Annotated in this window: 23 protein-coding genes and 1 other RNA gene (1 of these 24 running past the window's edge); 17 read left to right on the forward strand and 7 right to left on the reverse strand. The window is 52.4% G+C overall.

Features of this window, described 5'->3' with window-relative positions:
- Window positions 1–38, forward strand: a transfer-messenger RNA (tmRNA) gene (gene ssrA / locus B4056_RS11325) (it extends 399 nt beyond the left edge of the window).
- A 194-nt stretch (window positions 39–232) separates the two neighbouring features.
- Window positions 233–1,444 (forward strand): integrase domain-containing protein, encoded by a 1,212-nt coding sequence (locus tag B4056_RS11330; protein WP_288654773.1) that lies wholly within the window; start codon window positions 233–235, stop codon window positions 1,442–1,444.
- Here B4056_RS11330 and B4056_RS11335 read toward each other — a convergent pair.
- The 4 genes from B4056_RS11335 to B4056_RS11350 form a co-directional block, all read right to left on the reverse strand.
- The gene (locus B4056_RS11335) at window positions 1,441–4,089 is read right to left on the reverse strand and encodes a DEAD/DEAH box helicase (RefSeq protein WP_288654774.1); all 2,649 of its coding nucleotides are present in this window, start codon (window positions 4,087–4,089) and stop codon (window positions 1,441–1,443) included. The two genes, B4056_RS11330 and B4056_RS11335, sit on opposite strands and share 4 nt — an antisense overlap.
- A 9-nt stretch (window positions 4,090–4,098) precedes the next feature.
- On the reverse strand, window positions 4,099–5,046 hold the full coding sequence (locus tag B4056_RS11340; RefSeq protein ID WP_288654776.1) for a HamA C-terminal domain-containing protein: 948 nt from the start codon (window positions 5,044–5,046) through the stop codon (window positions 4,099–4,101).
- A 345-nt stretch (window positions 5,047–5,391) separates the two neighbouring features.
- Window positions 5,392–5,643, reverse strand: coding sequence for an ogr/Delta-like zinc finger family protein (locus B4056_RS11345; protein WP_085013637.1), 252 nt, complete (start codon window positions 5,641–5,643; stop codon window positions 5,392–5,394).
- Complete coding sequence (locus B4056_RS11350; protein ID WP_288654779.1) at window positions 5,640–6,356, reverse strand: hypothetical protein; 717 nt, start codon at window positions 6,354–6,356, stop codon at window positions 5,640–5,642. Before B4056_RS11350 ends, B4056_RS11345 begins: the two co-directional genes overlap by 4 nt.
- Before the next feature lie 530 nt (window positions 6,357–6,886).
- Here B4056_RS11350 and B4056_RS11355 point away from each other — a divergent pair.
- From B4056_RS11355 to B4056_RS11395, 9 genes are all read left to right on the forward strand, one after another.
- The gene (locus tag B4056_RS11355) at window positions 6,887–7,144 is read left to right on the forward strand and encodes a helix-turn-helix transcriptional regulator (protein WP_288654780.1); all 258 of its coding nucleotides are present in this window, start codon (window positions 6,887–6,889) and stop codon (window positions 7,142–7,144) included.
- On the forward strand, window positions 7,141–7,389 hold the full coding sequence (locus tag B4056_RS11360; protein WP_288654782.1) for a hypothetical protein: 249 nt from the start codon (window positions 7,141–7,143) through the stop codon (window positions 7,387–7,389). Before B4056_RS11355 ends, B4056_RS11360 begins: the two co-directional genes overlap by 4 nt.
- A gap of 13 nt (window positions 7,390–7,402) precedes the next feature.
- Window positions 7,403–7,930: a host cell division inhibitor Icd-like protein gene (locus B4056_RS11365; protein ID WP_288654784.1), complete on the forward strand. Its 528-nt coding sequence runs from the start codon at window positions 7,403–7,405 to the stop codon at window positions 7,928–7,930.
- Window positions 7,927–8,193 carry a hypothetical protein gene (locus B4056_RS11370; protein ID WP_278497509.1) on the forward strand — a complete coding sequence of 89 codons (267 nt, stop codon included), beginning with the start codon at window positions 7,927–7,929 and terminating at the stop codon, window positions 8,191–8,193. Before B4056_RS11365 ends, B4056_RS11370 begins: the two co-directional genes overlap by 4 nt.
- Window positions 8,180–8,521 carry a DUF5375 family protein gene (locus B4056_RS11375; RefSeq protein WP_288654785.1) on the forward strand — a complete coding sequence of 114 codons (342 nt, stop codon included), beginning with the start codon at window positions 8,180–8,182 and terminating at the stop codon, window positions 8,519–8,521. Before B4056_RS11370 ends, B4056_RS11375 begins: the two co-directional genes overlap by 14 nt.
- 14 nt (window positions 8,522–8,535) lie before the next feature.
- Complete coding sequence (locus B4056_RS11380) at window positions 8,536–10,851, forward strand: primase-helicase zinc-binding domain-containing protein (protein WP_288654786.1); 2,316 nt, start codon at window positions 8,536–8,538, stop codon at window positions 10,849–10,851.
- 345 nt (window positions 10,852–11,196) lie between these two features.
- Window positions 11,197–12,096 (forward strand): hypothetical protein, encoded by a 900-nt coding sequence (locus B4056_RS11385; RefSeq protein ID WP_288654788.1) that lies wholly within the window; start codon window positions 11,197–11,199, stop codon window positions 12,094–12,096.
- Between the two features lie 768 nt (window positions 12,097–12,864).
- Window positions 12,865–13,221 (forward strand): hypothetical protein, encoded by a 357-nt coding sequence (locus B4056_RS11390; protein WP_039379739.1) that lies wholly within the window; start codon window positions 12,865–12,867, stop codon window positions 13,219–13,221.
- A gap of 121 nt (window positions 13,222–13,342) precedes the next feature.
- Window positions 13,343–14,002, forward strand: coding sequence for an epoxyqueuosine reductase QueH (locus B4056_RS11395; protein WP_065648639.1), 660 nt, complete (start codon window positions 13,343–13,345; stop codon window positions 14,000–14,002).
- 14 nt (window positions 14,003–14,016) lie between these two features.
- Here the strand turns inward: B4056_RS11395 and B4056_RS11400 are convergent, their stop codons facing one another.
- On the reverse strand, window positions 14,017–14,694 hold the full coding sequence (locus B4056_RS11400; RefSeq protein ID WP_150034111.1) for an SDR family oxidoreductase: 678 nt from the start codon (window positions 14,692–14,694) through the stop codon (window positions 14,017–14,019).
- 155 nt (window positions 14,695–14,849) lie between these two features.
- The gene (mgtA, locus tag B4056_RS11405; RefSeq protein WP_288654789.1) at window positions 14,850–17,561 is read right to left on the reverse strand and encodes a magnesium-translocating P-type ATPase; all 2,712 of its coding nucleotides are present in this window, start codon (window positions 17,559–17,561) and stop codon (window positions 14,850–14,852) included.
- A gap of 799 nt (window positions 17,562–18,360) precedes the next feature.
- Here mgtA and B4056_RS11410 point away from each other — a divergent pair.
- From B4056_RS11410 to speG, 6 genes are all read left to right on the forward strand, one after another.
- Window positions 18,361–19,929, forward strand: a complete 1,569-nt coding sequence (locus B4056_RS11410; protein ID WP_094111730.1) for an ABC transporter substrate-binding protein — start codon at window positions 18,361–18,363, stop codon at window positions 19,927–19,929.
- The gene (locus B4056_RS11415) at window positions 19,929–20,981 is read left to right on the forward strand and encodes an ABC transporter permease (protein ID WP_288654791.1); all 1,053 of its coding nucleotides are present in this window, start codon (window positions 19,929–19,931) and stop codon (window positions 20,979–20,981) included. Before B4056_RS11410 ends, B4056_RS11415 begins: the two co-directional genes overlap by 1 nt.
- A complete protein-coding gene (locus tag B4056_RS11420) occupies window positions 20,978–21,835 on the forward strand; it encodes an ABC transporter permease (RefSeq protein WP_065648634.1) in 858 nt (285 codons plus the stop codon). The genes B4056_RS11415 and B4056_RS11420 overlap by 4 nt, the downstream gene beginning before the upstream one ends.
- Window positions 21,825–22,658 (forward strand): ABC transporter ATP-binding protein, encoded by an 834-nt coding sequence (locus B4056_RS11425; RefSeq protein WP_039379750.1) that lies wholly within the window; start codon window positions 21,825–21,827, stop codon window positions 22,656–22,658. Before B4056_RS11420 ends, B4056_RS11425 begins: the two co-directional genes overlap by 11 nt.
- Window positions 22,651–23,316: an ABC transporter ATP-binding protein gene (locus B4056_RS11430; protein ID WP_039379752.1), complete on the forward strand. Its 666-nt coding sequence runs from the start codon at window positions 22,651–22,653 to the stop codon at window positions 23,314–23,316. Before B4056_RS11425 ends, B4056_RS11430 begins: the two co-directional genes overlap by 8 nt.
- 105 nt (window positions 23,317–23,421) lie before the next feature.
- On the forward strand, window positions 23,422–23,967 hold the full coding sequence (speG, locus tag B4056_RS11435) for a spermidine N1-acetyltransferase (RefSeq protein ID WP_039379754.1): 546 nt from the start codon (window positions 23,422–23,424) through the stop codon (window positions 23,965–23,967).
- Window positions 23,968–24,172: 205 nt separating this feature from the next.
- Here the strand turns inward: speG and B4056_RS11440 are convergent, their stop codons facing one another.
- Complete coding sequence (locus B4056_RS11440; RefSeq protein ID WP_094111732.1) at window positions 24,173–24,595, reverse strand: hypothetical protein; 423 nt, start codon at window positions 24,593–24,595, stop codon at window positions 24,173–24,175.
- Window positions 24,596–24,603: the final 8 nt, after the last annotated feature.

Genomic DNA, 24,603 nt, shown 5'->3' on the forward strand with positions numbered 1-24,603 from the left:
AATTTCGGACGCGGGTTCAACTCCCGCCAGCTCCACCAAAATTCTCCATCGGTGATTACCAGAGTCATCCGATGAAGTCCTAAGAGCCCGCACGGCGCAAGCCCTGCGGGCTTTTTTGTGTCTGTAATCTTCCGAGGCGATCCGCCTGAATCCAGAGATAATTGGTACACGTTTAGGTACACGCTATAATGTGTACCAAAAAACGTGTACCAATTATGGATGGAAACCAGTCATGGCGCGGATGACACGCCCACTCACCAACAACGAAATCCTCAAAGCTAAGCCTCAAGACAAAGACTTCACGCTGCACGATGGCGACGGGCTTTTCATGCTCGTCAAAACCTCAGGTAAAAAGCTGTGGCGTTTTCGCTATCAGCGTCCAAATAGTAGCAGCCGCACAAATCTCAGCCTCGGCTCTTATCCTGCCCTAACGCTCGCTGCCGCACGCCAAATGCGAGACGAATATCTGTCGCTACTTGCGCGAGGGATCGACCCGCAGAAGCAGCAAGAGGAAGCGTCGGAACAGCGTCAAATAGAGCTGGATAGCATTTTCTCAGTCGTAGCCAGTCGATGGTTCCTGGTTAAAAGCAAAAGCGTCACTGAGGATTACGCGAAGGATATTTGGCGATCGCTAGAGAAAGACATCTTTCCTACGATTGGTGAGATTCCTGTTCAGGTACTTAAAGCCAGAACGATTGTTGAAGCATTGGAGCCGATCAAAGCTCGCGGGGCGCTTGAAACAGTCCGCCGTTTAGTTCAGCGTATTAACGAGATCATGATTTATGCTGTCAACATAGGGTTGATAGATGCCAATCCTGCTTCGGGCGTTGGTATGGCCTTTGAAAGGCCCAAGAAGCAAAACATGCCAACATTGCGACCGGAAGAACTGCCAGAGCTAATGCGCTCATTACTTATATCCAATCTCTCAATCACCACTCGCTGTTTAATCGAGTGGCAACTACTTACCCTTGTAAGGCCGTCAGAAGCCTCTGGGACACAATGGGCAGAGATCAACTTCGATTTAAACCTTTGGGTTATTCCAGCAGAGCGCATGAAGGCCAAGCGCGAACATATCGTTCCTTTATCTGAACAAGCTTTGGAAATACTCAAAGTTATGCGGCCTCTAAGTGCTAACAGACAATATGTTTTTCCAAGCCGTAACGATCCTAAACAACCAATGAATAGCCAAACTGCGAATGCCGCATTAAAGCGTATAGGATATGGCGGCAAATTGGTTGCTCATGGTCTTCGTTCTATAGCTAGCACAGCACTTAACGAAGCAAACTTTAACGCCGATGTAATTGAAGCTGCATTAGCGCATAGTGATAGAAATGAGGTGAGAAGAGCCTATAATCGTTCAACGTATCTTTCACAACGCAAAGATTTATTAGAATGGTGGGGGCGCTACGTGCACCCCAATCCATCAGGTAACATGCTTTATTAACTTCTCATTTCCCCAAAACCAGCTCTTGCTAAATATTTTTTATGTAACGGCGAGAGCTTATTTATATCATAGCTATTAAGGTAACTATCTACAGATTCACCATCTGCAATCCTTTTTTTGCGCAAGAGCTCGATAGCAGTACTTCGATTTATACCGAAAGCCATTATTTCTAGAACTTGAGAATCATAGCTACCCATTTCTAACATTGAAGGTAAATTTAGAAAGAACGCGTATTCTTCCTTTTCATCTTCATTCATAAATGAGCTAACTACATCAGACCATACCGACAAATACTTTACAAGAATGAAAGTTAAGTTTGTATTAATATGAGATGTAATGAAATTTGTTACACTATCAATTTTTTTGTAGTCAACAGGGATGCCGTGTTTTGTGAACTTATTGCTCACCATATCCTCAATAAAGAATCTATATTTTTTTCCAAGCATCCAGCTATGAGAATCATAGGCTAATTTTGCTATGCTGACCCTATATTTGGATTTAATAGATACCCCATCCTCTTTAAAATTGATCTCCCTCTCAATATCAAACAACTGGTTTAACCTTACGATAATGTTTTTATACTGATTGTAGTAATTCATTTCCAAGAAATTAACATCTTGACTTGATACACCAGTTTTATTGCTTGGGTATTTATTCATAATCCATGAAGAAACACCCTCTCTTTTTATTAAGAAGTAAAGATCGTCCAGAATCAAAGGATCTATAAAGGGGTTTTTTGCAATAAGCTCTGAGGGAACTGTAAGGTTGTTCGCAACGATTTCTAAACGTGAATCCATCAGACTTGTCTGTTCAGCATTCAAATTACTATTATTTAGTATTTTTTCGTAGTGATCGCGATCGACAATGAATTGACTCCTCAAGTAGGACACTAGGGGATAAACTTTATAATCACCCTCACCAGATAAAATGTCATTTCCAAACAAGTTAATATAACTAACAACCTTTTCAGCATTATCATTTATTTTTTTAAGAACCGTAGACTCTATTTCTTTCTTTTCTTCTTTAATAATCTTTTCCTCAGCCCAAGACTCATCACACAATTCAACGCAAAAAATCTCACCATATAAAGAATTACTAATCCTGCCAGCTCTTCCGATTAAATTTAAAAAGTCAAAGTGTGATAATTCGTAATCTCCTATCTTGGGGGAGAGAATAATTATCCTATCAGCAGGTAGATTAACCCCCTGTAATAAAGTAGAAGTACAAACCAAATTTTTTATAACACCTTCTGAAAAAAGATCTTCTACCTCTAATCGTGCAACGTCTAGCAAGCCGCCATGGTGAAATGCAACCCCCTTTTTTATACTTCTCACCAATGAGTAAAGCGGGTGAATTTCACTCTCTAGAAAGGAGCAGAGGTTACTTATCTTTTCATTTTCAATATTATTATGTAAATTGTCAGCATTATTTTCATCATCAGCACCAGATATCTTAAGAGCCCAGCCTTGAGCTATATTTTTTTTAGGCGCATATATTATATTTTGCTCTGAATCATCAAACAAAGATGTTAAGTGCTTAAGGGCATCTCCTTTTGAAGAGGATAACTTGCTATAAAGAGACTTTCCAATATTAATAGAACCTGATATAGGTTCTCCCACAGGCCCAAAAAGTTTATAATTTACATCCTGACTCCTTTTTAGAACTGACAAAATAACCTTCAATTGCAAAACTGGTGTTGCTAATGTTTTATGTTCTATTAACTTTATATCTACAACTTTCTTTAAAGATAAATGAAGGTCACTTATGTAGGGGCCTGCCATAATAAACTGAGTTTCTTTCCACAAAGTTGTCATCCTATAAATTATATTCTCGAACACACTCCCTCTGCTTCCGTCTTCTAAATTTTGTATTTCATCGAAGAAAACGATTTTTGGCGACTTATTAGAACTTTCGTTGAGTAGCCGTAAGCATCGCTCAGGCGTTAAGACAAAAACTATTCTCCCCTGCTCTTCTGTGTTCTCTCTATAGGTTGTCAATACGGAAGCGGTCTTTTTAAGCTCCCTCGACAATTCGTTACTAACTTGGTTAATTAATGCTTTCGAAGGGACTATATAAACATAAACACCATCTTTATTTTTTGTTATCTTTTCAAAAATGTACTTTTTAATTACAAATGATTTTCCAGCGGAAGTAGGCGCAGATACAGCCACATTATCGCCATCAACTAACTTGCGCCAAAGATCTTTTTGAAAATGAGTAAAATAAACAGTTTCTTCACCGTCAAACTCCTTTTCGAGGAGAACTTTTTGCGATGTAAGCTCCAAATCCAAAGATACACTAAAATGATTAATTATATTTTTATTTTTGTAGAGACCTTCGAGGTGCTTGGAAGAAACAATATTTCCCGCTCTTGATTGCAAAACATAGCAAGCCTTTAGAAACAACTCATTTTTAGAATCATACAAGTAAAGGAGGGCTCCAAATGAGCTAGCAATGCTTCGTTCCTTTTCATCCCCTAGTGATATTAATGATGCAAGCCACGTTGCTCTCCTAATACTTTCCATTGACAGGCTTGGCAAATCCCTTCCTTTTCTATTTTTTAAAAAAAGAGACTTAACTAAAAAATTAAAGACCTCTTGGAAATCTCTATGCATCAATGCTTTACTGGCTGTGGTATCAGACATGATTCTTCCTTAATTTTCGTTATAGTCTATGCCGTGGATAGCTCGGTATAAAGATTTTTTGAAGTGCCCCACATCAGACATTGGGATTAAAAAGAAATCCAAAAAACAAGGTTTAACGTTTTCATATTTAGATAATTTTTCTTCTATGCTTTCCTTAATAATTAACTTTTTGTCTTCAAGCCATTTTTCTAACATTTCTTCTGCATGCTTTTTACTCATTGCTTGATTTTCAATTTCTTTAATTTCTCTATCTTCAAATATTAATAAAACCGGATGAGTCTTAATACATTCTGAATTCAATGGTTTACCTGGAGTGAACGCGTCATAAACAAGCTCCATTGTTTCAAAATCAAAGTTGCTGGATATATTAGCTCTTGCCATGAAAAGCTCATGGCTCAACGCACCAGATGAATAGCTTTTCGTGAATCTATCAAGAGAGTCAAATGCACTCTCTAATGCACCACTAAAGCTTTTATATATCTTAGACTCACCAATAAGTAAAGACAGGTTATCTCTATAGACGCCAAAGAAAACCCCATCTCCACCTTTGACCTGATCATTTAGATTACTTAACGTCGTGATTTTATGAGATACCATTGGAGTATTTAAAATAGCCTCAGACAGAATATAAAGAATTAACTCACCATACTTTCCATCTTTAACGGGATTTGTATCGCCAAAAAATTGCGAAGCTTTTCTAAATGGGACAGTGCCTTCACCTCTCATTTTTTCCAAAGCCTCTTTATCAAATACGTAGTGTTCGATTGAATCTGCTAAACAATCAACTAAAGTTTGAATTTCTTGAATTACGCCACTAAAAGGAATAGTAAATAACCGAGAAATAACTTTATTACTAGTTGAACTACCATTATTAGATAATTTTGACTCTATCCAAGAATGTTTCGAGTGCACCAGTTCAGACCAGTCAATCGCCTTTAACTTTTCGATATCGTCCATATAGTTTTGAGCCTGACAGAATAGGAAATATCCTATTCTGTATCATTTTCAATCTTTCAAAAAGCTGATCATTTCATCAGGTATCCGGGCATAACAATCTCAGCGCGCAATGCTATCCCCACCACGCCTGCCCGCTTTATGCATCGCTTTTCATGCAGGTGCATGCTACGGGCCGGGCCACGCTCTGTATGGCCTGAACGAGGGAAAGTGGTACATGATTTTGCATGCAGATCCATGCACGCTATGCATGCACGGCTCTTTACAAAGCGGCTCGCCAGAAAAAAGGCTTCAGTAAGACAAAGACAGAAATAAAAAAGCCGCTGGTTATGTAGCGGCCGTGGGGGATTAATGAACCTGGCGAAATGCTGAGCCGTAACGGCCCAGCGTCTGACGTTCTCTTACCGGTTCCGGTGGTGCTTCCGGTACGGTTTCCGGCTGTGGCGGTGCGGTGATCACCTTTGTTATGCTCTCATTCGTTTTGAAAGTACAGGAGCAGTCCAGGTTAGTGCACTGGTGATAACGCTCTTTCACCTGTTCGGACATATAGCGGCTCGACTTGGTATGTGCCGCACTTTTGCAGTAAGGACAGTGCATCATTTCTGGCTGCCCTCCTGAAGTTTTGTACGCTGCGCGCGGATTGATTCAGCCAGCTTCTGACGGCGCAGAGGGCTCGTATAAAGCTCCATATCAATACCCGTCAGGGCCGGGCGGTGCAGGCCGATATTCTCCAGCAGTGGTGCCTCTATCAGCACACCGTCCGGCAGGGCCGCAGCCGCCCGCGTCAGTGCTTCACCAACCAGATAAGCTACGTCCTTAATCCGGTCACGGTCTTCACCGGCAAATGTCGGTGAAAGCTCTTCACGACGGAGACGCAGCTTAATGGCCCACAGCAGCGACGGACTCACGTTACGCAGGGCCGACTGCCAGTGTACATCCGCGAACCCGGTAAACGCCTCCCGGTGTGATTCAACGTACTCTTTGCCACTGCCGCAGCATTTCAGCATCGCCTCCTGCTTATCCAGCGCCAGCTCTTTGAGCAGTCCTCCGAACTCATCGGCCAGTTCCCGGCTCGCGATGCGCTGAGAGTGTTCGACGCGCAGCTCGTCAGTGAGATTGCCTCGCAGGTTGCGAAAGCGCGTGCGCCAATTGCTCTCAGCTTCTTTCCCTGCCTCGATGGCCGCCTGCTGTTCTTTCTCACAGCGGACAATATCGGCGCAGATGCCGTTATAGGCTTTCATTCTTTCGGTATGTTCAGCGCGGGCTTTCTCGAAGCATTCAAGTGATGCAGGTTTTTGTTCAGGCATGGTCATGGTTGTCTCTCATCGTCTGTAAAGGATGAGGCCATTCTGTCGTGTACCACAGGACAGCGCATTTCATTGCTTTCCGCCTGCCGATGAGCAGACAAGAGCACAGCCGGTGCGAGATAGCTCTTGAGAGATTATGTTTCTTATATAACTATTCACTAGTATTCACTAAAATATAAAAGATAGTAAATACAGTAACTAAGGAAGTGAACACTTTGAGATTTGGCCTTCACTTAGTATTCACCAGTGTTCACACTCGCTCAGTAATAAGTTTTTTCTGGCGAGCGTTATTCAACGTTATTTCCTTTTAATGATGGAATTTTGATAGTTGCGCCCTCTTTAATTTTTACTGACTGCACTTCACTGCATCACACTGCACCAAATTAAATAAACTGATTATTTTTTAGGCTACCCTGACTGGTCATAAGCCAAAACAGGGTTGTTTACACAGCAAAAAATATTCTCAAAATAGGGGGTTACCTGAAGACACTACCGTAACCGGACAGCACCGGCCGGACTCATAATGAGGTAACACCATGCACGCAGTTTCATCTGTACAGGCACCCGCCATCCCAGTAACCCGCGATACCGTTTATCCACGCGATCGCTTTATGCGTCTGCCCGAAGTCATCAGCGCCTGCGGTCTGTCACGCTCGACCATTTACGACTTAATCAGCCGGGAGCAGTTCCCCTCGCAGATTTCACTTGGCGGTAAAAACGTCGCCTGGCTGGCATCAGAGATTGACGGCTGGATGCAGGCCCGCATCGCGCAGCGTGCCGGAGGTGCAGCATGATTACGCTGAATTTCGGCACGAAAACTTACCCCCTCACCCGTGAAGAAGCCGCCTTTGTCGCGGAAAGCCTGACGGCAGCGGTGAGCGGCAAACCCGCCACGGCACCGGCCTTTACCAGCGGGATGCACAGTCATATTTCCGTGCTGAGTCAGAAAGCGAAGCCTGCAAAGCGAAGCGCAAAGAAAGAGGACGGTAAATTCCGATCAAATCCGCAGCAATCCGATCACGTCCTGACCGATTGCTGAGGAAAACGCCCCGATGAGTGAAAAAAGCCTTTTCTCTGGCGAGCGGCCGTTATACAGTTTTCGCGCTGTCGCAAAATCGGCAGCCGGGCGTAGGAACCCGAGTTACTCAATGGCGACACCAGACGCGCCATGCGTCTTTTTTTGTGTCTATGCCTCGGTGCACCCATTATCCGGGCAACGGTTCTTTAGCCGTTGCGCCGTCTGCGTAATGGTGGCCCGGGCGGGGCAGCCTTCGGGCTGGCCGGTATCCATTGAGGCCGGTATTCCTACCCCCGTCCGGGCTACCACCCATGAGCGTAGGAACTCCGGTGGTAGCAGCAACCGCTACTCAATGGAGATTGTCCTCATGACAACAGCCCTTACTGCCGCTCACCCCGAATTCACCTTTATTTTTGCCGCCGTGCGCCGCATCGATGCCGCCGCTCGTCCCTGCATGCTGCGTACCGTTGCAGGCGATGAACGCAGCGCCCGCGCCAGCCTCGCCCGCGATTACGTCCTGTCCTTTGCCGGTCGTCTGCCGGTTAAGGCGGTGGCGGCATGAATACCCTTTCTCAACACCTGAATAACCATGACACCTACCCTATTCCCCACGCTGACTATCTGCGCCTGCTGCACGCGCACACGGTCGGCGTGACCGTACTCGATATGTTCGACTCGGTGAACTGCCTGAACGCGCGCGGCTGCGTGCCGGACGGCGCGGCGCTTGCCTCGGTCGTTGCCCTACTCACCGACCAGCTCGGTAAAGTCGTTGAAACCTGTGAATCCCGCATGTTAGCCACGGAGGCCCGCCATGATGACCGTTAATCACTCCTGCCTGCCCGTTGAGGTACGCACCGCCGTTTACCGTCGCGCGCTGGCGCAGGGCTATCTGAATGCCTGCAAAAACCTCGGCATCACCGTGTCAGCCACGCTCGATGAGCTTCAGATGACCATCGCCCTTGAGCTGGAAAACTTTTATGTGCGCCGTCACGGCCCCGATGCGGGCATGGAGATGGCCTGCACCATGCTGGGCGATATGGTTGAGCCTGACCTGCTGACCGCGCCGCCGCGCCTGACGCAGCTCGGCGTCACCATGATGGATGAACTTTTCCGCAGCCAGCTTGCGGCCGCCAGCCGCATCACGCTGCACTGAGGGAGAAAATGCAGATGAAACATATCGTCTCTGACACCGTAAAGGCGGCCACCGGATTGTGGCCGCAGCTTCTGCCTGCCCTCGGCATCAGCGTGCTCGCCGGGGGGCGACATGGTGCCTGCCCTGCGTGCGGCGGTAAAGACCGCTTCCGTTTTGACAATCAGGACGGGCGCGGAACGTGGCTCTGTAACCAGTGCGGGGCCGGTGACGGCCTTAACCTGGTGGAAAAGGCGCTCAGTATCAGTGCTAAAGAGGCCGCCATGAAGGTGGCCGGAATGCTCGGCACGCTGCCGGAGTCAGCCCCGGTTATGCATGATGAAGCCGCAGACAAAAGCCGCGCGCAGGCAGACGCAGCCGCACGGGCGCAGGCACTTATAGCCGCTGCCGTCAGCCGCACGGACAACGCCTACCTTTCAGCGAAAGGGCTGCACGGCACGCAGGCGCTCACGCTTGGGGAGGCGCTGCGCTGTGGTGGTGTCAGCTTTGCCGCCGGGGATGTGCTTATCCCGCTGACCGGCGAAGATGGTACCGCCATTAACGTGCAGCTCATCAGCGCCGCAGGCGACAAGCGCACCCTGCCCGGCGGACAGGTGAAAGGCACATACTGGCTGGCCGGTGAGCCGGATGGCAAAACGCTGTGGCTCACTGAAGGATACGCAACCGGCCTGACCGTGCACCGGCTGACCGGGCAGGCGGTTTACGTGGCGCTGAGCGCCAACAACCTGCCCTCACTGGCAAAGCGGCTGCGTGAGTCATACCCCGGCGCGCTGATGATGATTGCTGCCGACCGCGACAACAACGGCACCGGCCAGTTAAAGGCAGAGGAAGCGGCGAAAGCCTGCGGCGGTAAAGCCGCCCTGCCGCCGGTTGCGGGTGACTGGAACGACGTGTGGCAGATGCAGGGTGATATCGCCACGCAGGCGCAGCTCACCGGCTTCACGCAGCCGCAGCCCCTCAGTCCGTTTGAATCCGTCAGCGAGGCTGACCTGAAAGCAATGAGCGCCAGCCAGAAAGCTGAGCTGCTGGTCGCCCATTACGGAGAGGCGCTGGCCGTGCCGCCAGTCGGGGAGGAAATCTGCCGCTATGAGAACGGCGCATGGCAGGTGATGGAGGCGAAGACACTGCGCCGGGAAATCGCCGCGCTGTTTCAGAAAGTGCGCGCACCGTTCTCGGCCGCCGGTATCGGCAGCGTACTGGACACGCTCAAGCTGATGGTGCCGCAGATGGGCGAACCGTCCCGCCGCCTGATCGGCTTCCGTAACGGCGTATTTGATACCGCTGCCGGCACGTTCAGTCCGCACCGCCGCGAGCACTGGCTGCGCACCGTTAACAGCGTGGACTACACCGCCCCGCGTCCGGGTGAAAACCTCGCAGACCACGCCCCGTATTTCTGGCGCTGGTTAACGCGGGCCGCCGGGCATAATCACGACAAGCAGGAGCGCATTCTCGCGGCGTTATTTATGGTGCTGGCAAACCGCTATGACTGGCAAATGTTTCTCGAAGTCACCGGCCCCGGCGGCAGTGGTAAAAGCGTCATGGCCTCGATAGCCACTCTGCTGGCCGGAAAAGACAACACCACGTCCGCCACTATCGACACGCTGGAATCATCGCGCGAACGCGCCAGCGTGGTGGGTTTCTCGCTAATTATTCTGCCTGACCAGGAGAAATGGAGCGGCGACGGCGCGGGCATTAAGGCGATTACCGGCGGCGATGCGGTGGCAATCGATCCGAAATACCGTGACGCCTATTCAACGCACATCCCGGCGGTGATTCTGGCAGTAAACAACAACCCAATGCGCTTCAGCGATCGCAGCGGCGGCGTGTCGCGCCGCCGGGTCATCCTGACGTTCCCGGAAGTTATACCGGCACAAGAGCGTGACCCGCAGCTACTCGATAAAATCAGCAACGAGCTGGCCGTGATTGTTCGTCACCTGATGCAGCGCTTTTCATCACCAAACGAAGCGCGCGAGCTGTTGCAGGCGCAGCAGACTTCCGGTGAGGCGCTGGATATCAAGCGACAGGCTGATCCGCTGGTTGACTTCTGTGGATACCTGATGCCGCTGAGCACGCCAAACGGACTGTTTATCGGTAACGCTAATATTCGTCCGATAAACCCGAAGCGCTATCTTTATCATGCGTATCTGTCATTTATGGAATCGCGCGGACATCAGCATCCGCTCAGCCTGACAGCTTTCGGCCAGGCAGTGCCGCAGACGCTGAAAGAGTATGAGCGCGTGCTGCTAAAGCGCCGCACAAATAACGGCATTCAAACTAACCTGACGTTACATGAGGACAGCGAGGCGGATTGGTTGCCAGCATGTAGCGTCTGATAAATCTTAAAAAAACCGGCTTAGGCCGGTTTTATGTTATGCGGAATAAATTGATGGCATTACTTATGATCATACTAGACAGCTTCAAATGAGGAACCGACATCACTACTTCATGTTACATTTTACCTAAAGCAAATTTTCAGCGATTTATGTGGTTTAATGGAAATCGTAAATCATTGATGATAGGTGCCTTACATATTGCCTTTAACAAAAAATTTCATATTATGTGCTAGAAGCACACTCACATTCTTAATGTGTGAAAATCTAAATTTAATAAAAGAAAGAATGAATTATTATTAGCCTTAATGCAATCTGCACGAAAATGTTGATCAAGGAGAAGATACAATGAGCGGAATTAAAATTACACAAGCAATTGATAAAAATCAAATTTTAGTCAATGTTATAGCCTTTACCCATGGAATAAACACTTTCCCGCTCACTTGTCCTGACCCAAATTGTAGTGCTCACCTAGTTTATGTTAAGAGCTACATCCGACGAAGTTATAATAAGACTCAACACATACCTGCTTTCTTCAGATTGGAAAAAGGTAATTTACACAACGAAGCCTGCCAATATGCTACTTCTGGTATGGATACGATTCATGCAGGTGATTCCAGCCATGATATCCGCAAAGCACTTGCTAATGGAAATAATATATTCCGGCTCCACATCCTCGATGTAGATGACTCTACTCTAATTAGAAAGAAAGCATTGGCAATGCAAATCACCCCACCTTCAGATACAACAGATCGAGTCTATATTAAAAAAGGTAGGAAAGCACCATATGTGAAAAATATGCTCAGTTTACGAGAGATCTATGATTATGGAAAAGCTAACCCTCATCTAAAAAATACTATAAAAATTGTTACAGCAACAAATACAGTCACATGGTCTGATTTTTTTTACGAAACATTCCAGTTAGACAAATTATCGACGTATCTACAATCGGTTAATATAGCTCAAGTGGCTGTAATTATTAAAGTCCATGTAGTCAGAACACCTATATCACATTTGGGTAACAAACAATTTATTGAAGGAACACCTAAGAAGATAAATGGGCAGCCTGACTTATATCCTACAATTCAACTAATTAATATAAGCCCTAAAATATTTCCGTTGAGTAAAAGTGTGATGGTTCTGGGTAAATTTACTGTTCCTGCGAATAGTAAAATGATCATGAAACCAATACTTGAGCGTGAGGTCAGGACTATGGTCTTTAGCGACGAACAGGTGTTAGAACTCTGAAACAACTGTAATTATCGCCATTTAACTGTAGAAGTGAACAATGGATGTTCGCTTAACTACTTCACATCAGAGTGGTGTTTGTTCTATTTGATAATATTTATACACATCCCCAATAACCGGCTCTAGCCGGTGTTTGTCTTTTTCACTTAAGTGATCACTCTAAGTGCACACTAGTGTTCATCCCGCTTCAAACTATTCACTACCTAATAGTATGAATTTAATTAATAAAATTAAAAAGTGAACAGTATGAACACTTTTCCCATAAATCATTTTATTTTGGATTTAGCACCAAGCATTCGCTATCCTTGCCCTGCCGTTCCGGGGTATGAGATCCAATAATTGGTACACATTTAGGTACACGGAACAAAGTTGAATTGGCGAAAAACATTCAATTTCATGAGCTTGCGAAACTTATTCAGACTCCGCCAGCGCAGTAGACCCGAAAGCCCCTACAACATAATCCCCGCAGCCTTTTGCACCTGCTGCTTACCAACCCAGGCTTACCGTACAGCTCTTTCACCTTCTTCCCTAACTCACTTCCCCCATATAACTCCCCCACCCATCCAAACAATAAATCACCCTAAAAACCTGCATTCGCCATTTCAACCCCCGCCCCTGAGCAGTAATACCCTGCGACTGTTTTCACAGTTAACCTAACCCCTCACGGCGTTTTCATTCACTTACAGTTTTATCCTGGAGCGCAACGTTGCTCAGTGTGCCACTCTTAACTACGCTCATATCACCAAATACGTTAAATGAGGGACTATGATGAAAAAGACCATTATTGCTGTATCTGCTTTCCTGCTGGCTTCTTCCGCGTTTGCGGCTACCACACACGCAACTGATGATACGGTCGCTAACGCTCAGGCTGGCGCTAACACCGCGAAAGAGAAACTGCATCAGGCGCAGCATCAGGGCGAAGAGCAGCGTCTTAAAGCGAAGCACGCGGCACAGGGCGAGCGCGACAGCATGACCAGCAAAGCCAGTGAAGGAACCCAGAAAACCTGGAACAAGACCAAAGAAGGGACTGAGAAAGGCTGGGATGCGACCAAAGAAGGCGCACAGAAAGGCTGGAACAAAACCAAAGAAGGTGCCAGCGATCTGAAACAGAAAGTCAGCGAGTAAGCTGCACTGCTGTGATAAAAAGGCCGCCCTGCGGCCTTTTTGTTTTTCCGCTGCCGCATTTTGCATCCGGCGCCGTAACTCCCTACACTACGCGTACTCTCTGCAAGCTTAACGGTTACTTATGTCTGAAACCTTCACACGTCAGCCGCTGCCGCTGCCCGGCGGACACAATAAAGTGCTGCTGCACTCCTGCTGTGCCCCCTGCTCCGGCGAAGTGATGGAAGCGATGCTCGCCTCCGGCATCGACTACACCATTTTCTTCTACAATCCGAATATTCATCCGTTGAAAGAGTATGAGCTGCGCAAAGAGGAGAATATCCGCTTTGCTGAGCAGTTTGGCGTGCCGTTTGTGGATGCTGACTACGACAAAGATAACTGGTTTGAGCGCGCGCGCGGCATGGAGTGGGAGCCGGAGCGCGGCGTACGCTGCACCATGTGTTTCGATATGCGCTTTGAGCGCACCGCGCTTTACGCGCACGAGCACGGCTTTCCGGTGATCACCAGTTCGCTAGGGATTTCACGCTGGAAAGATATGAAGCAGATCAACGACTGCGGCGTGCGGGCGGCGGCGCACTATCCGGATATGCTCTACTGGGAGTTTAACTGGCGTAAAGGCGGCGGCTCGTCGCGCATGATTGAGATCAGCAAGCGCGAGCGCTTCTATCAGCAGGAGTATTGCGGCTGCATCTATTCACTGCGCGATACCAACCGTCACCGCGTGGCCGGCGGCCGCGAACGCATTGAGATCGGGGTGCAGTATTACGCGCCTGACGACGCGTAATACGGCTCAGAACCTCACCAGGCGAGCGCGTCACCTTTGTAATCAAGGTAGTGATGACCGCCCTCGCCGCGATAGCGCTGCAGCTGGGTAACCAGTCCTGCCGCGCTCTCTTCTGCCGTGATATCGGCGTTCTCGCCACCCATATCGGTTTTCACCCAGCCCGGATGCAGCGACAGCAGCGTCGCTCCCTGCGGCCGCATCTCTTTTGCCAGCGCGCGGCTCAGCATATTGAGTGCCGCCTTGCTGGCCGAGTAGAGCGGCATCGCGGCGACGCGGTTTTCATTCAGGCTCGCCAGCTGTGACGTGGTGATCCCTACCACGCTCTGCTTATCACGCAGCAGCGGCAGCAGGCTCTCCGCCAGCCGCACCGGGGCTACCGCGTTGGTGAGAAATAGCTCGCTCAGCTCCGCATCCTCTGCCTGCTGCAGCTGCTGCGCATCCGGGCCAAAGATGCCGGCGTTAATCAGCACCGCATCAAACTGCTCACCCTGTAACTGCTGCAGCAGCGCCGCACGCGCCGCGCCGTCGGTGATATCCAGCGCCAGCCAGCGCAGCCGCTCGTGCTGGTATGATACCGCCGTGCGGCGGAAGGTGGCGGTCACGTCCCAGCCCGCCTGTAAAAACTGCTGTACCACCGCAAGCCCGATCCCTTTTGAAGCACCGATAATCAACGCACGTTGTGACTGGCTCATACCTTTCTCCCGGACAGATAGCGAAACGGGCAGCGTATGCTGCCCGCGATGAACTAACGTAACACTAACGTTAGCACGGTAATCACCGTCATCATTAACACCAGGTGGCAGACCACCTTTGTCAGTTCCGGCTTTTTCATCGCTCCTCCTGCAGATCAGAACCACTGACCAAAACGTTTGATGTAGAGGGTCTTCATGCCCTGCGCCACCAGGCAGTAACCGCACAGCGTCGCCACCAGCCACGGAAAGTAGGACCACGGCAGCGGCGTCAGCCCGACGCTGGCCCCCAGCGATGAGAACGGCAGCAGGACGCCGGCGATCATGACGCAGGCGGTGGTCAGCAGCACCGGCAGCGCGGCGCGGCTCTGAATAAACGGGATTTTGCGGGTGCGCAGCATATGCACCACCAGCGTCTGTGACAGCAGTCCCTCGACAAACCAGCCCGACTGAAACAGCGACTGCATCTCTGGCGTATTCGCAGCAAACACATACCACATCAGCGCAAAGGTGGTGATGTCGAACAGAGAAGAGGTCGGCCCGATCCACAGCATAAACCGTTTAATATTACGCGCGTCCCACCTGCGCGGCTTCTGCAGAAACTCTTTGTCCAGTTTGTCCCACGGCATCGCCAGCTGCGAGATGTCATACATCAGGTTCTGAATCAGCAGGTGGATCGCCAGCATCGGCAGAAACGGAATAAACGCGCTGGCGACCAGCACCGAAAAGACGTTGCCAAAATTAGAGCTGGCGGTCATGTTGAGGTACTTGATGATATTGCCGAAGGTCTCGCGCCCTTTGATGATCCCCTCCTCCAGCACCAGCAGATTTTTCTCCAGCAGAATGATATCGGAGGACTCTTTGGCGATATCCGCCGCGCTGTCTACGGAGATACCGACATCGGCCGCGCGCAGCGCCGGGGCGTCATTGATGCCGTCGCCCAGGAAACCGACGGTATGCCCCTGCTGCTGCAGCGCCGTTACAATGCGCGCCTTCTGCAGCGGCGTGAGTCTGGCAAACACCGCGCTCTGCTGCACAGCCTGTGCCAGCTGCTCGTCGCTCATCCGCGCCAGCTGCTCACCGGTTACGATGGCGCCGCTGTCGATACCCACCTCTGCACAAATGCGCGCGGTCACCACCGGGTTATCTCCGGTCAGGACTTTTACCGCGACGCCGTTATCGCGCAGCGCGCTGACCGCCGGCGCGGCGCTGGCTTTGGGCGGGTCCAGAAACGTCAGCAGCCCTTCTATAATGAGGTTCTGCTCATCCGCAACGTTCAGCGCCTGCTGCAGACCCGGCTCTTTAAGTACGCGGCTTGCCACCAGCAGCACGCGAAAACCCTGCTGATTATACCCGTGCGCCAGCGCCAGCAGCTCCGCGCGCCGGGCCTCATCCAGCGGCTGAATCAGCCTGCCCTCACGCTCTGCCACCGCGATGCTGAGCATCTCTTCAACTGCACCTTTGCAGATCAGCAGCTGCTGGTTAAGCCGGCGGTTGTGTACCACGACCGACACGCGCCGCCGGACAAAATCAAACGGCAGCTCATCGATTTTGCTCCACGCGTCGCTGACCGCACTGCCCAGGCGCGCGCCGCCATAGTGCAGAATGGCGCGATCGATCGGATTCGCGGTACTGCTCTGATAAAGGCTGTTGAGCCAGCTCAGCATCAGCACGCGGCTGTTCTCCACCCCGGTGCAGTCGACGTGCTGTGCCAGCGTAATGTTGTCCTGCGTCAGCGTGCCGGTTTTGTCCGTACACAGCACATCCATGGCGCCCAGGTTCTGAATCGCGTTCAGGCGTTTCACAATCACCTTGCGCCGCGACATGGCGATAGCCCCTTTTGCCAGATTAGAGCTGACGATCATCGGCAGCATCTCTGGCGTCAGACCCACCGCGACCGCCAGCGCAAACAGAGAGGCTTCCAGCCAGTCGCCTTTAGTGAAGCCGTTAAGCAGCAATACCACCGGCACCATCACCAGCATAAAGCGGATCAGCAGCCAGCTGACGCTGTTTACTCCGCGATCGAACGCCGTCTGGCTGCGTTTACCGGTCAGCGATGTCGCCAGCGTGCCGAAATAGGTATCGCTACCGGTGGCGACGACCACCCCTTTTGCGCTGCCGCTGGCTACGCTGGTCCCCATCAGGCAGATGCTGCCGATCTCCAGCAGCGACCTCCCCGCTTCATGCGCGCCGGCCGCTTTACTGGTGACGTGATCGGTGATGTCATATTTTTCCACCGGCAGCGACTCACCGGTCAGGATCGCCTGACTGATAAACAGATCGCGCGATTCCAGCAGGCGAATATCGGCCGGCACCAGATCGCCTGCGGAAAGACAAACGATATCGCCCGGCACCAGCGAGCCGGTATCCACTCCCCTGCGCACCGGCGACGCCTGCAGCGAGGGGCGTCGTACCACCGTTGCGGTGGTGCGCACCATCGATTTCAGCGCCTGCGCCGCTTTATTGGTACGAAACTCCTGCCAGAAGCGCAGCAGTCCGCTCAGCGTTACCATAGTGATGATAATCGCGATCCCGGTCAGGTCGGTCTCCCCGCCCTGCCGCCGCGGGATCCAGTAGTCAGTAAAAAAACTCACCGCGGCCAGCGCCATCAGCACATAGATAAATGGATTGCTGAACGCCTGCAGCAGCTGCAGCAGCGCCGGTGGCGCGTCAATATGCCGGGCATCGTTAGGGCCGTGGCGGCGCAGGCGTGCAGCGGCTTCTTCTTCGGTCAGGCCGGTAGCCTGACTGCACAGCCGTACCAGCGTTTCATCCGCAGTAAAGCCTGCTTCCTGTTCAATACGGTAACGCGGCGACTGCAGATCCTTTTTCCGGTTATTCCGCTGCAGATTATATTTCATATTGTTCATGTGACACCCCGATGGTGTTATTCAGGCGAGCGCTATCCTGCGCCAGACGCATAATAAACAGAGAGCCTGATAATTAATCAGCACGCTGAACCCGCAATTATCGGGCAAAAAGATGACGCGCTTTTAATTAATAAAAAGCGTGACGATCCCGCACCAGATAAAAGTGAGCCAGTAAATTTGTATGGCGTAATGTCTGACTGAAAATACGCAGTCAGGTTTAACGCGCAGCAGACAGGTGCACGCTGAGGATCAGCGTGCGCATCGGGGCGGTGGAAATAGCGCGTTGTAAATCAGAGACATAATAACTCCCGCGAACCTGTGTTGGTTATCAGCATTGAGTGTCCGGGAGCATTCTGCAGAAAACAGAACGTGCCGCCCGCCAGAGTGGCAAGCAGCAGGAAAAGGATCCGTGCGTCAGCTTGCCCTGTATCGCCATCGATAAAGTTGACTGTTCAACGAGATCCTCCAGATAGTTAATTGCCGTTATTATATTTACGCAGTTAATGAAGTAAAGATGAATATAGCGCATGAGCGTTTTATCTAAATTTTGTTGTGATTTGGTTGAGCAAGCTATTAACGATCTGCGACAGTCGCCCCATTCATCGGGAGAAAAGCCGGGGCTGAAACATTTCTGAAAAAGCGTATCTGATGCGTACTATGCTGGTTATTAGCGGCCATAACCCTTATAACAGAACCGCCGGGCTTAGAACCTAAAAGCATATGCATAGCCATAAATAGACTATTCTTCACTGATACGCTCTCGTAAACTCGCGTTACTTTTTTAAGGCAAGGAAACAACATGAAAAAAATTATTCCCTCACTGCTGGCGCTGTCGCTGGTGGCCGCCTTCTCTGCGCACGCTGTCACACCCAAAGATACGCTGGTGATTGCACAGTCTACCGATGATGCTGACAGCTTCGATCCGGCGCAGGGTTTTGAACTCACCACGGTACAGTCATTCACTAATATCTATCAGCGTCTGGTTCAGTCCGATCCGCAAAACCCGACTGACCTGAAACCGACGCTGGCGACCTCATGGCAGCCGGGCAGCGATAACCGCAGCCTGACGTTTGAGCTGCGTAAAGATGCGACCTTTGCCAGCGGCAACCCGCTGCGCCCGGAAGATGTGATCTTCTCACTGGGTCGCGTGGTTAAACTCAATCTTGACCCCTCTTTTATCCTGACGCAGCTCGGCTGGAATAAAGATAACGTTGATAGCTTCCTGAAAAAGGTGGATGACCAGCACGTACAGATCAGCTGGAACGCTAACGTCAGCCCGGCCTATGTGCTGAGCCTGCTCTCGGCACCGGTCTCTTCTATCATCGATGAAAAAACGGCGCAGGCTAATGCGAAAAACGGTGATTTCGGTCATGCGTGGCTGGGCACTCACTCTGCCGGCAGCGGCCCGTATCAGATCCGCAAAGTCGTGCTGCATGAAGCGGTTCTGCTGACGGCAAACCCCTCTTCTCCCGCCGGCGCGCCGAAGCTGAAGAACATTCTGATCAAAAACGTACCGGAGCCTGCGGCGCGCCGCTTGCTGCTGGAACAGGGTGATGTGGATATCGCACGTAACCTGGGCGCTGACCAGATTGCCGCGCTAAAAGGCAAGGCGGGCGTCAAAACTGACGCGATCCCGATGGCGTCGCTCTATTACATTCAGTTTAACGTCGGCAAAGATCCGGTGCTGAAAAATCCGGCGCTGTGGGAAGCGGCACGCTACCTGTTCGATTATAAAGGCATTGCCGATAACCTGCTGAAAGGGCAGTTTGAAGTGCATCAGACCTTCCTGCCAAAAGGCTTCCTGGGCGCGCTGAATGAAACGCCATACAGCTACGATCCGGAAAAAGCCAAAGCGATTCTGAAGAAAGCGGGCCTGACCAATGTGAGCTTTACCCTCTCCACCAGCAATCAGCCGCCTTATCTTGATATCGCTCAGGCGCTGCAGGGCAGCTTTGCGAAGGGCGGCGTAAAAGTTGAGGTACAGCCGGGCCTCAGCTCTGAAGTCTCAACGCGCGTTAAAGCGCATCAGTTTGAAGCGACGCTGAACGCCTGGGGTGCCGATTATTTCGATCCCAATACCAACGCCGCCTCATTTGCCTATAACCCGGAAGATGGCAGCAAAACCATCGCCTACCGCTCTGACTGGCACATTCCGGAGCTGAGCAAGCAGACGCTGGCTGCCACAGCGGAAGCGGACAGCAACAAACGCGCAGAGCTGTACCAGGCGATGCAGCGCGAAGTGCTGAAAAACTCCCCGTACGTGATTGGCCTGCAGGCGCGTAATCTGGTTGCGCTGCGCGACAATCTGAAAGGCTATGTGCAGGGTATTAACCCCGATATGGTCTATTACGCGCAGGTCTCTAAATAATGTCCGTATCTGCTTCACAGACCGGGTTCGCCCGGTCACTCTGGCAGCGCGGCAGCCGCCTTGTCACCAGCCTGCTCTCGCTGCTGGTGACGCTGCTCGGGCTGCTGGCGTTTACCTTTATGCTGTCGCACCTCTCACCGGTCGATCCGGTGCAGCAGATTGCCGGCGATCACGCCAGCGAAGCGACCTACGCGCAGGTGCGGCACGATCTCGGACTTGACCAGCCGGTGCTGGTGCAGTTCTGGCACTATATCAGCCACCTCGCGCGCGGCGATTTGGGTCTCTCTCATCTGACGAATCAGCCGGTGAGCGCCGACCTGCTGCGTACCTTCCCGGCCACGATTGAGCTGGCCACCTGCGCGATGATCTTTGCCGCCGTGTTTGGCGTGGCGCTGGCGCTGCTGGCGGCGTGGAAGCCGGGCAGTGTTATCGACAACGTGGCGCGTTTTATTTCGCTGCTGGGCTATTCGGTGCCGGTGTTCTGGCTTGGGCTGCTGGGCCTGCTGCTGTTCTACGCGGTGCTGCACTGGTCAGCCGGACCGGGCCAGCTGGATGATATCTGGGTCTATACGCTGGAACCCAAAACCGGCTTTGTGCTGATCGACAGCTGGCTCTCCGGCGATCCGGAGATGTTCCGTAACGCGATTGCGCACCTCTGGCTGCCGGTCGTGATCCTCGGTCTGCTGGCGATGGCGGGCATTACCCGCCTGCTGCGTGCGGCGCTGCTCGAAGAGAGCAGCAAAGAGTATGTGGTACTGGCACGCGCAAAAGGCGCAGGCCGCACGCGCATCCTGCTGCGTCATATCCTGCCCAACGTCACCGGTACGCTGATCACCGTGATTGCGCTCTCGTATGCCACGCTGCTGGAAGGCTCGGTGCTAACAGAGACCGTATTCGCGTGGCCGGGCGTGGGCCGCTATATGACCAACGCCCTGTTCTCAGCGGATGTGCCGGCTATCCTTGGCGCCACGCTGCTGATTGGCGGCTGCTTTATTCTGCTTAACGCCGTGGCTGACGCCCTGACCTGGTTAACCGATCCGAGAACCCGATGACTCAACAACTTCACGAACTGGAAAGCGTGCGTCCGCGTCGTCGTCGGGCGCGCGTGACTTCCCTCTCCATCGGCCTGACGCTGGTGGTGATTCTGATTGCGATGGCGCTGTTGGCACCCTGGCTGGCCCCGTTCGATCCGAATGTGCAGACCATTAACCAGCGCCTGCTGCCGCCCTCCGCCCTGCACTGGTTTGGCACCGACGGCTTTGGCCGCGACCTGCTGTCGCGCGTGATTTACGGTGCGCGCCCGACGCTGCTGCTGGTGTCGCTGATTCTGGTACTGACGATCCCGGTGGGATTACTGATTGGTATTACCGCCGGTTACGTCGGCGGCTGGACCGAGCGCGTGCTGATGCGCATTACCGATATTTTCCTGTCGCTGCCGAACCTGGTGATTGCGCTGGCGCTGGTCGCCATGCTCGGTCCGGGCCTGATGAATGGCGCGCTGGCGCTGGCGCTGACCAGCTGGCCGCCGTTTGCCCGCCAGGCGCGTGCAGAGACGCTGGCGCTGCGCCGCAGCGACTATCTTGCCGCCGCACGCATGCAGGGTATCACCGGCCTGCGGCTGATGTTCGGCCATATTCTGCCGCTCTGCCTGCCGACTGCCGTTGTGCGTGCTGCGCTCAGCCTCGGCGGTATTATTCTCTCCGCTGCCGGTCTCGGCTTCCTCGGTATGGGCGTACAGCCCCCTACTGCCGAGTGGGGCTCGATGGTTGCCGAAGGGAGTAAAGTGATTTTCGATCAGTGGTGGGTGGCGGCTGCGCCCGGCGCTGCGATTCTGTTCGCCAGCCTGGCGTTTAACCTGACAGGCGACGGCCTGCGCGATCGACTGGATACCCGCCATGCCAAATGAGTTATTGATTGATGCCCGCGGGCTGAGCATCCGCAGCGGCGACGCGCTGCTGGTGGATAACATCAGCTTTCAGATTGGCCGCGAACGCGTGGCGCTGGTCGGTGAGTCCGGCTCCGGCAAATCGCTTACCGCACGCTCGCTGATGGGCCTGCTCTCCCCTTCCCTGCAGCTGCAGGCTGAACGTCTGCAGATTGCCGGTGCTGATGCTCAGCGTCTGCAGGAGCGTGACTGGATCACGCTGCGCGGCGGAAAAGTAGCGATGGTGATGCAGGACCCGAAATATGCGCTCAACCCGACGCGCACCATCGGCTGGCAGGTGGAAGAGCCGCTGATTTTACATCGCAAGCTGAGCCGCGCTGAACGACGCGAGAAAGTGTGTGAGATGCTGGCTGCCGTTGGCCTGCCTGAACCGCGTCAGCTGATGAAGCGCTATCCGCACCAGCTCTCCGGCGGCATGGGTCAGCGCGTGATGCTGGCGATTGCGCTGATTACCGATCCGGAACTGCTGATTGCCGACGAGCCAACCTCCGCGCTCGATCACGCTATGCGCGATCAGGTGCTGGCGCTGATCCGCCGGCTGGTGGAGCAGCGTAATATGGGGCTGCTGCTGATCAGTCACGATCTGCAGCAGGTCTCAGAGCACTGCGAACGGGTGATGGTGATGTATAAGGGCCGGCTGCTTGATACGCTGCCTGCCGCACAGCTCTCTCATGCTACCCACCCCTATACCCGCACGCTGTGGGCCTGTCGTCCCGGTAAGGCGACGCACGGCGAACGTCTGCCGGTGCTGGATCGCGCCGCGCTGGAGAGAGAGAATGATTGAGTTATCAAACCTGAGCGTTGCCCATAAGCACGGCTATGAGCTGCGTACCGTGGTGCACGACGTCTCCCTGCAGGTCGCTGCCGGTGAGTGTTTTGGTCTGGTTGGCCCATCCGGCTGCGGCAAATCGTCGCTGCTGTGGGTGCTGGCCGGTCTGAATCCGCACTGGCAGGGCGAGATGACGCTGGCGCAGACGGCAGTCCAGCCGGGCAAAGCCTTTACCGGCCAGCTGCGACGCGATGTGCAGATGGTGTTTCAGGATCCGTATGCCTCGCTGCATCCGCGCCATCGCCTGCGCCGCACGCTGGCGGAGCCGCTGAAGTTGTTAAAGCGCGATAATATCGATGACCGCATCGACGCAGGCTTTCGTCACGTGGGTCTCGATCCGGCGCTGGCGAACCGCTATCCGCATCAGCTCTCGGGCGGACAGCGCCAGCGCGTGGCGATTGTGCGCGCGCTGCTGCTGGAACCTAAAATCCTGCTGCTGGATGAACCGACATCGGCGCTGGATATGTCAGTTCAGGCGGAGATCCTCAACCTGCTGAACGATCTCAAACAGAACGACGGGCTGACCATGGTGCTGGTCAGCCACGATCCGGACGTTATCGATCATATGTGCGACCGCGCGGCGCATATGGCGCAGGGACGGATCGTGGGCTAACGGCGCAAGGGTCCCGGGTCGCATATGCCTGCATCACATCTGCAGGGTGCGCATTTATGCGCACCTCGTATTCAGGCGCACTCCACTAAACATTCAGGAACTGTTATGACGGTGAAATTACGCCCTCTGGAGCGGGAAGATCTGCATTTTGTTCATCAGCTGGATAACAATGCCAGCGTAATGCGCTACTGGTTTGAAGAGCCTTATGAGGCGTTTGTTGAGCTCTCCGACCTCTATGACAAGCATATTCACGATCAGACCGAACGACGCTTTGTGGTCGAGTATGAAGAGGAAAAAGCGGGACTGGTCGAGCTGGTGGAGATTAACCATGTGCACCGCCGCGCGGAGTTTCAGATCATCATCGCGCCGGGGCATCAGGGGAAAGGCTTAGCCAGCAAGGCGGCGCGGCTGGCAATGGATTACGGTTTTTCCGTGCTGAATCTCTACAAGCTCTATCTGATTGTTGATCAGGAGAATGAGAAAGCGATTCATATCTACAGTAAGCTGGGCTTCGAAGTCGAAGGCGTGCTGAAGCATGAATTTTTTATCAACGGTGAATACCGTAACACCATCCGCATGTGTATTTTTCAGCAGCAGTATCTCGCCCAGCATAAACCCGGCAACGCCATGGTCAAGCCCACCGCCCAGTAAGCAGCGAATTTTACAGGTTTGCAGGGGCGCATGAATGCGTCCCCTACGGTAATCCTGAGGCAGCTGAACATTATGCCAGGGGCGCATTAATGCGCCCCCTACGGCACCTGAACCCTTCGTAGGGACGCCATTAATGGCGCCCTGGCCGACGTTGCCGGGAATCTGCCAGGAGCGCATGAATGCGCCCCCCACGAACCCGCGGGGGCTAGCGGCCGCGCGCGCCTGTTACGTTCAGTACCGGCTGCGGATGATCCGGCTTCAGGGTATACATTCCGCCATAGAACGGATCGACTAACAGCCAGCCCGGGAAGCCGAGCAGCGGAATATTTCCCAGCACGTACCAGAGATTGGCACTCGCCTCAATGGGCAGCGTCAGCGGGACATAGCCCGGGCTTTCCAGCATGACCTGATAATGTTTTTTGCCGAAGTAACTGCCGTTTGATTTTGCCAGGTCTACGGTCTGGGGCGTGTAGCCCTGCGCCACCGCGCGCCCGGTCTCATCCTGTACCGTAAAGCGGGCGCCTTGCGGAATGGAGTCAATTTTTACCGGCTGCGTGTCTGTACCGACAATAGTGGCGCAGCCGCTTAGCAGCAGCGCGCAGGCGGGAAGAGTGTGTCGCAGGTTCATAGCAGATC

Source organism: Pantoea sp. UBA7232 (assembly GCF_002473195.1).
In the GTDB taxonomy this organism is placed as follows: Bacteria; Pseudomonadota; Gammaproteobacteria; order Enterobacterales; family Enterobacteriaceae; genus Pantoea; species Pantoea eucrina.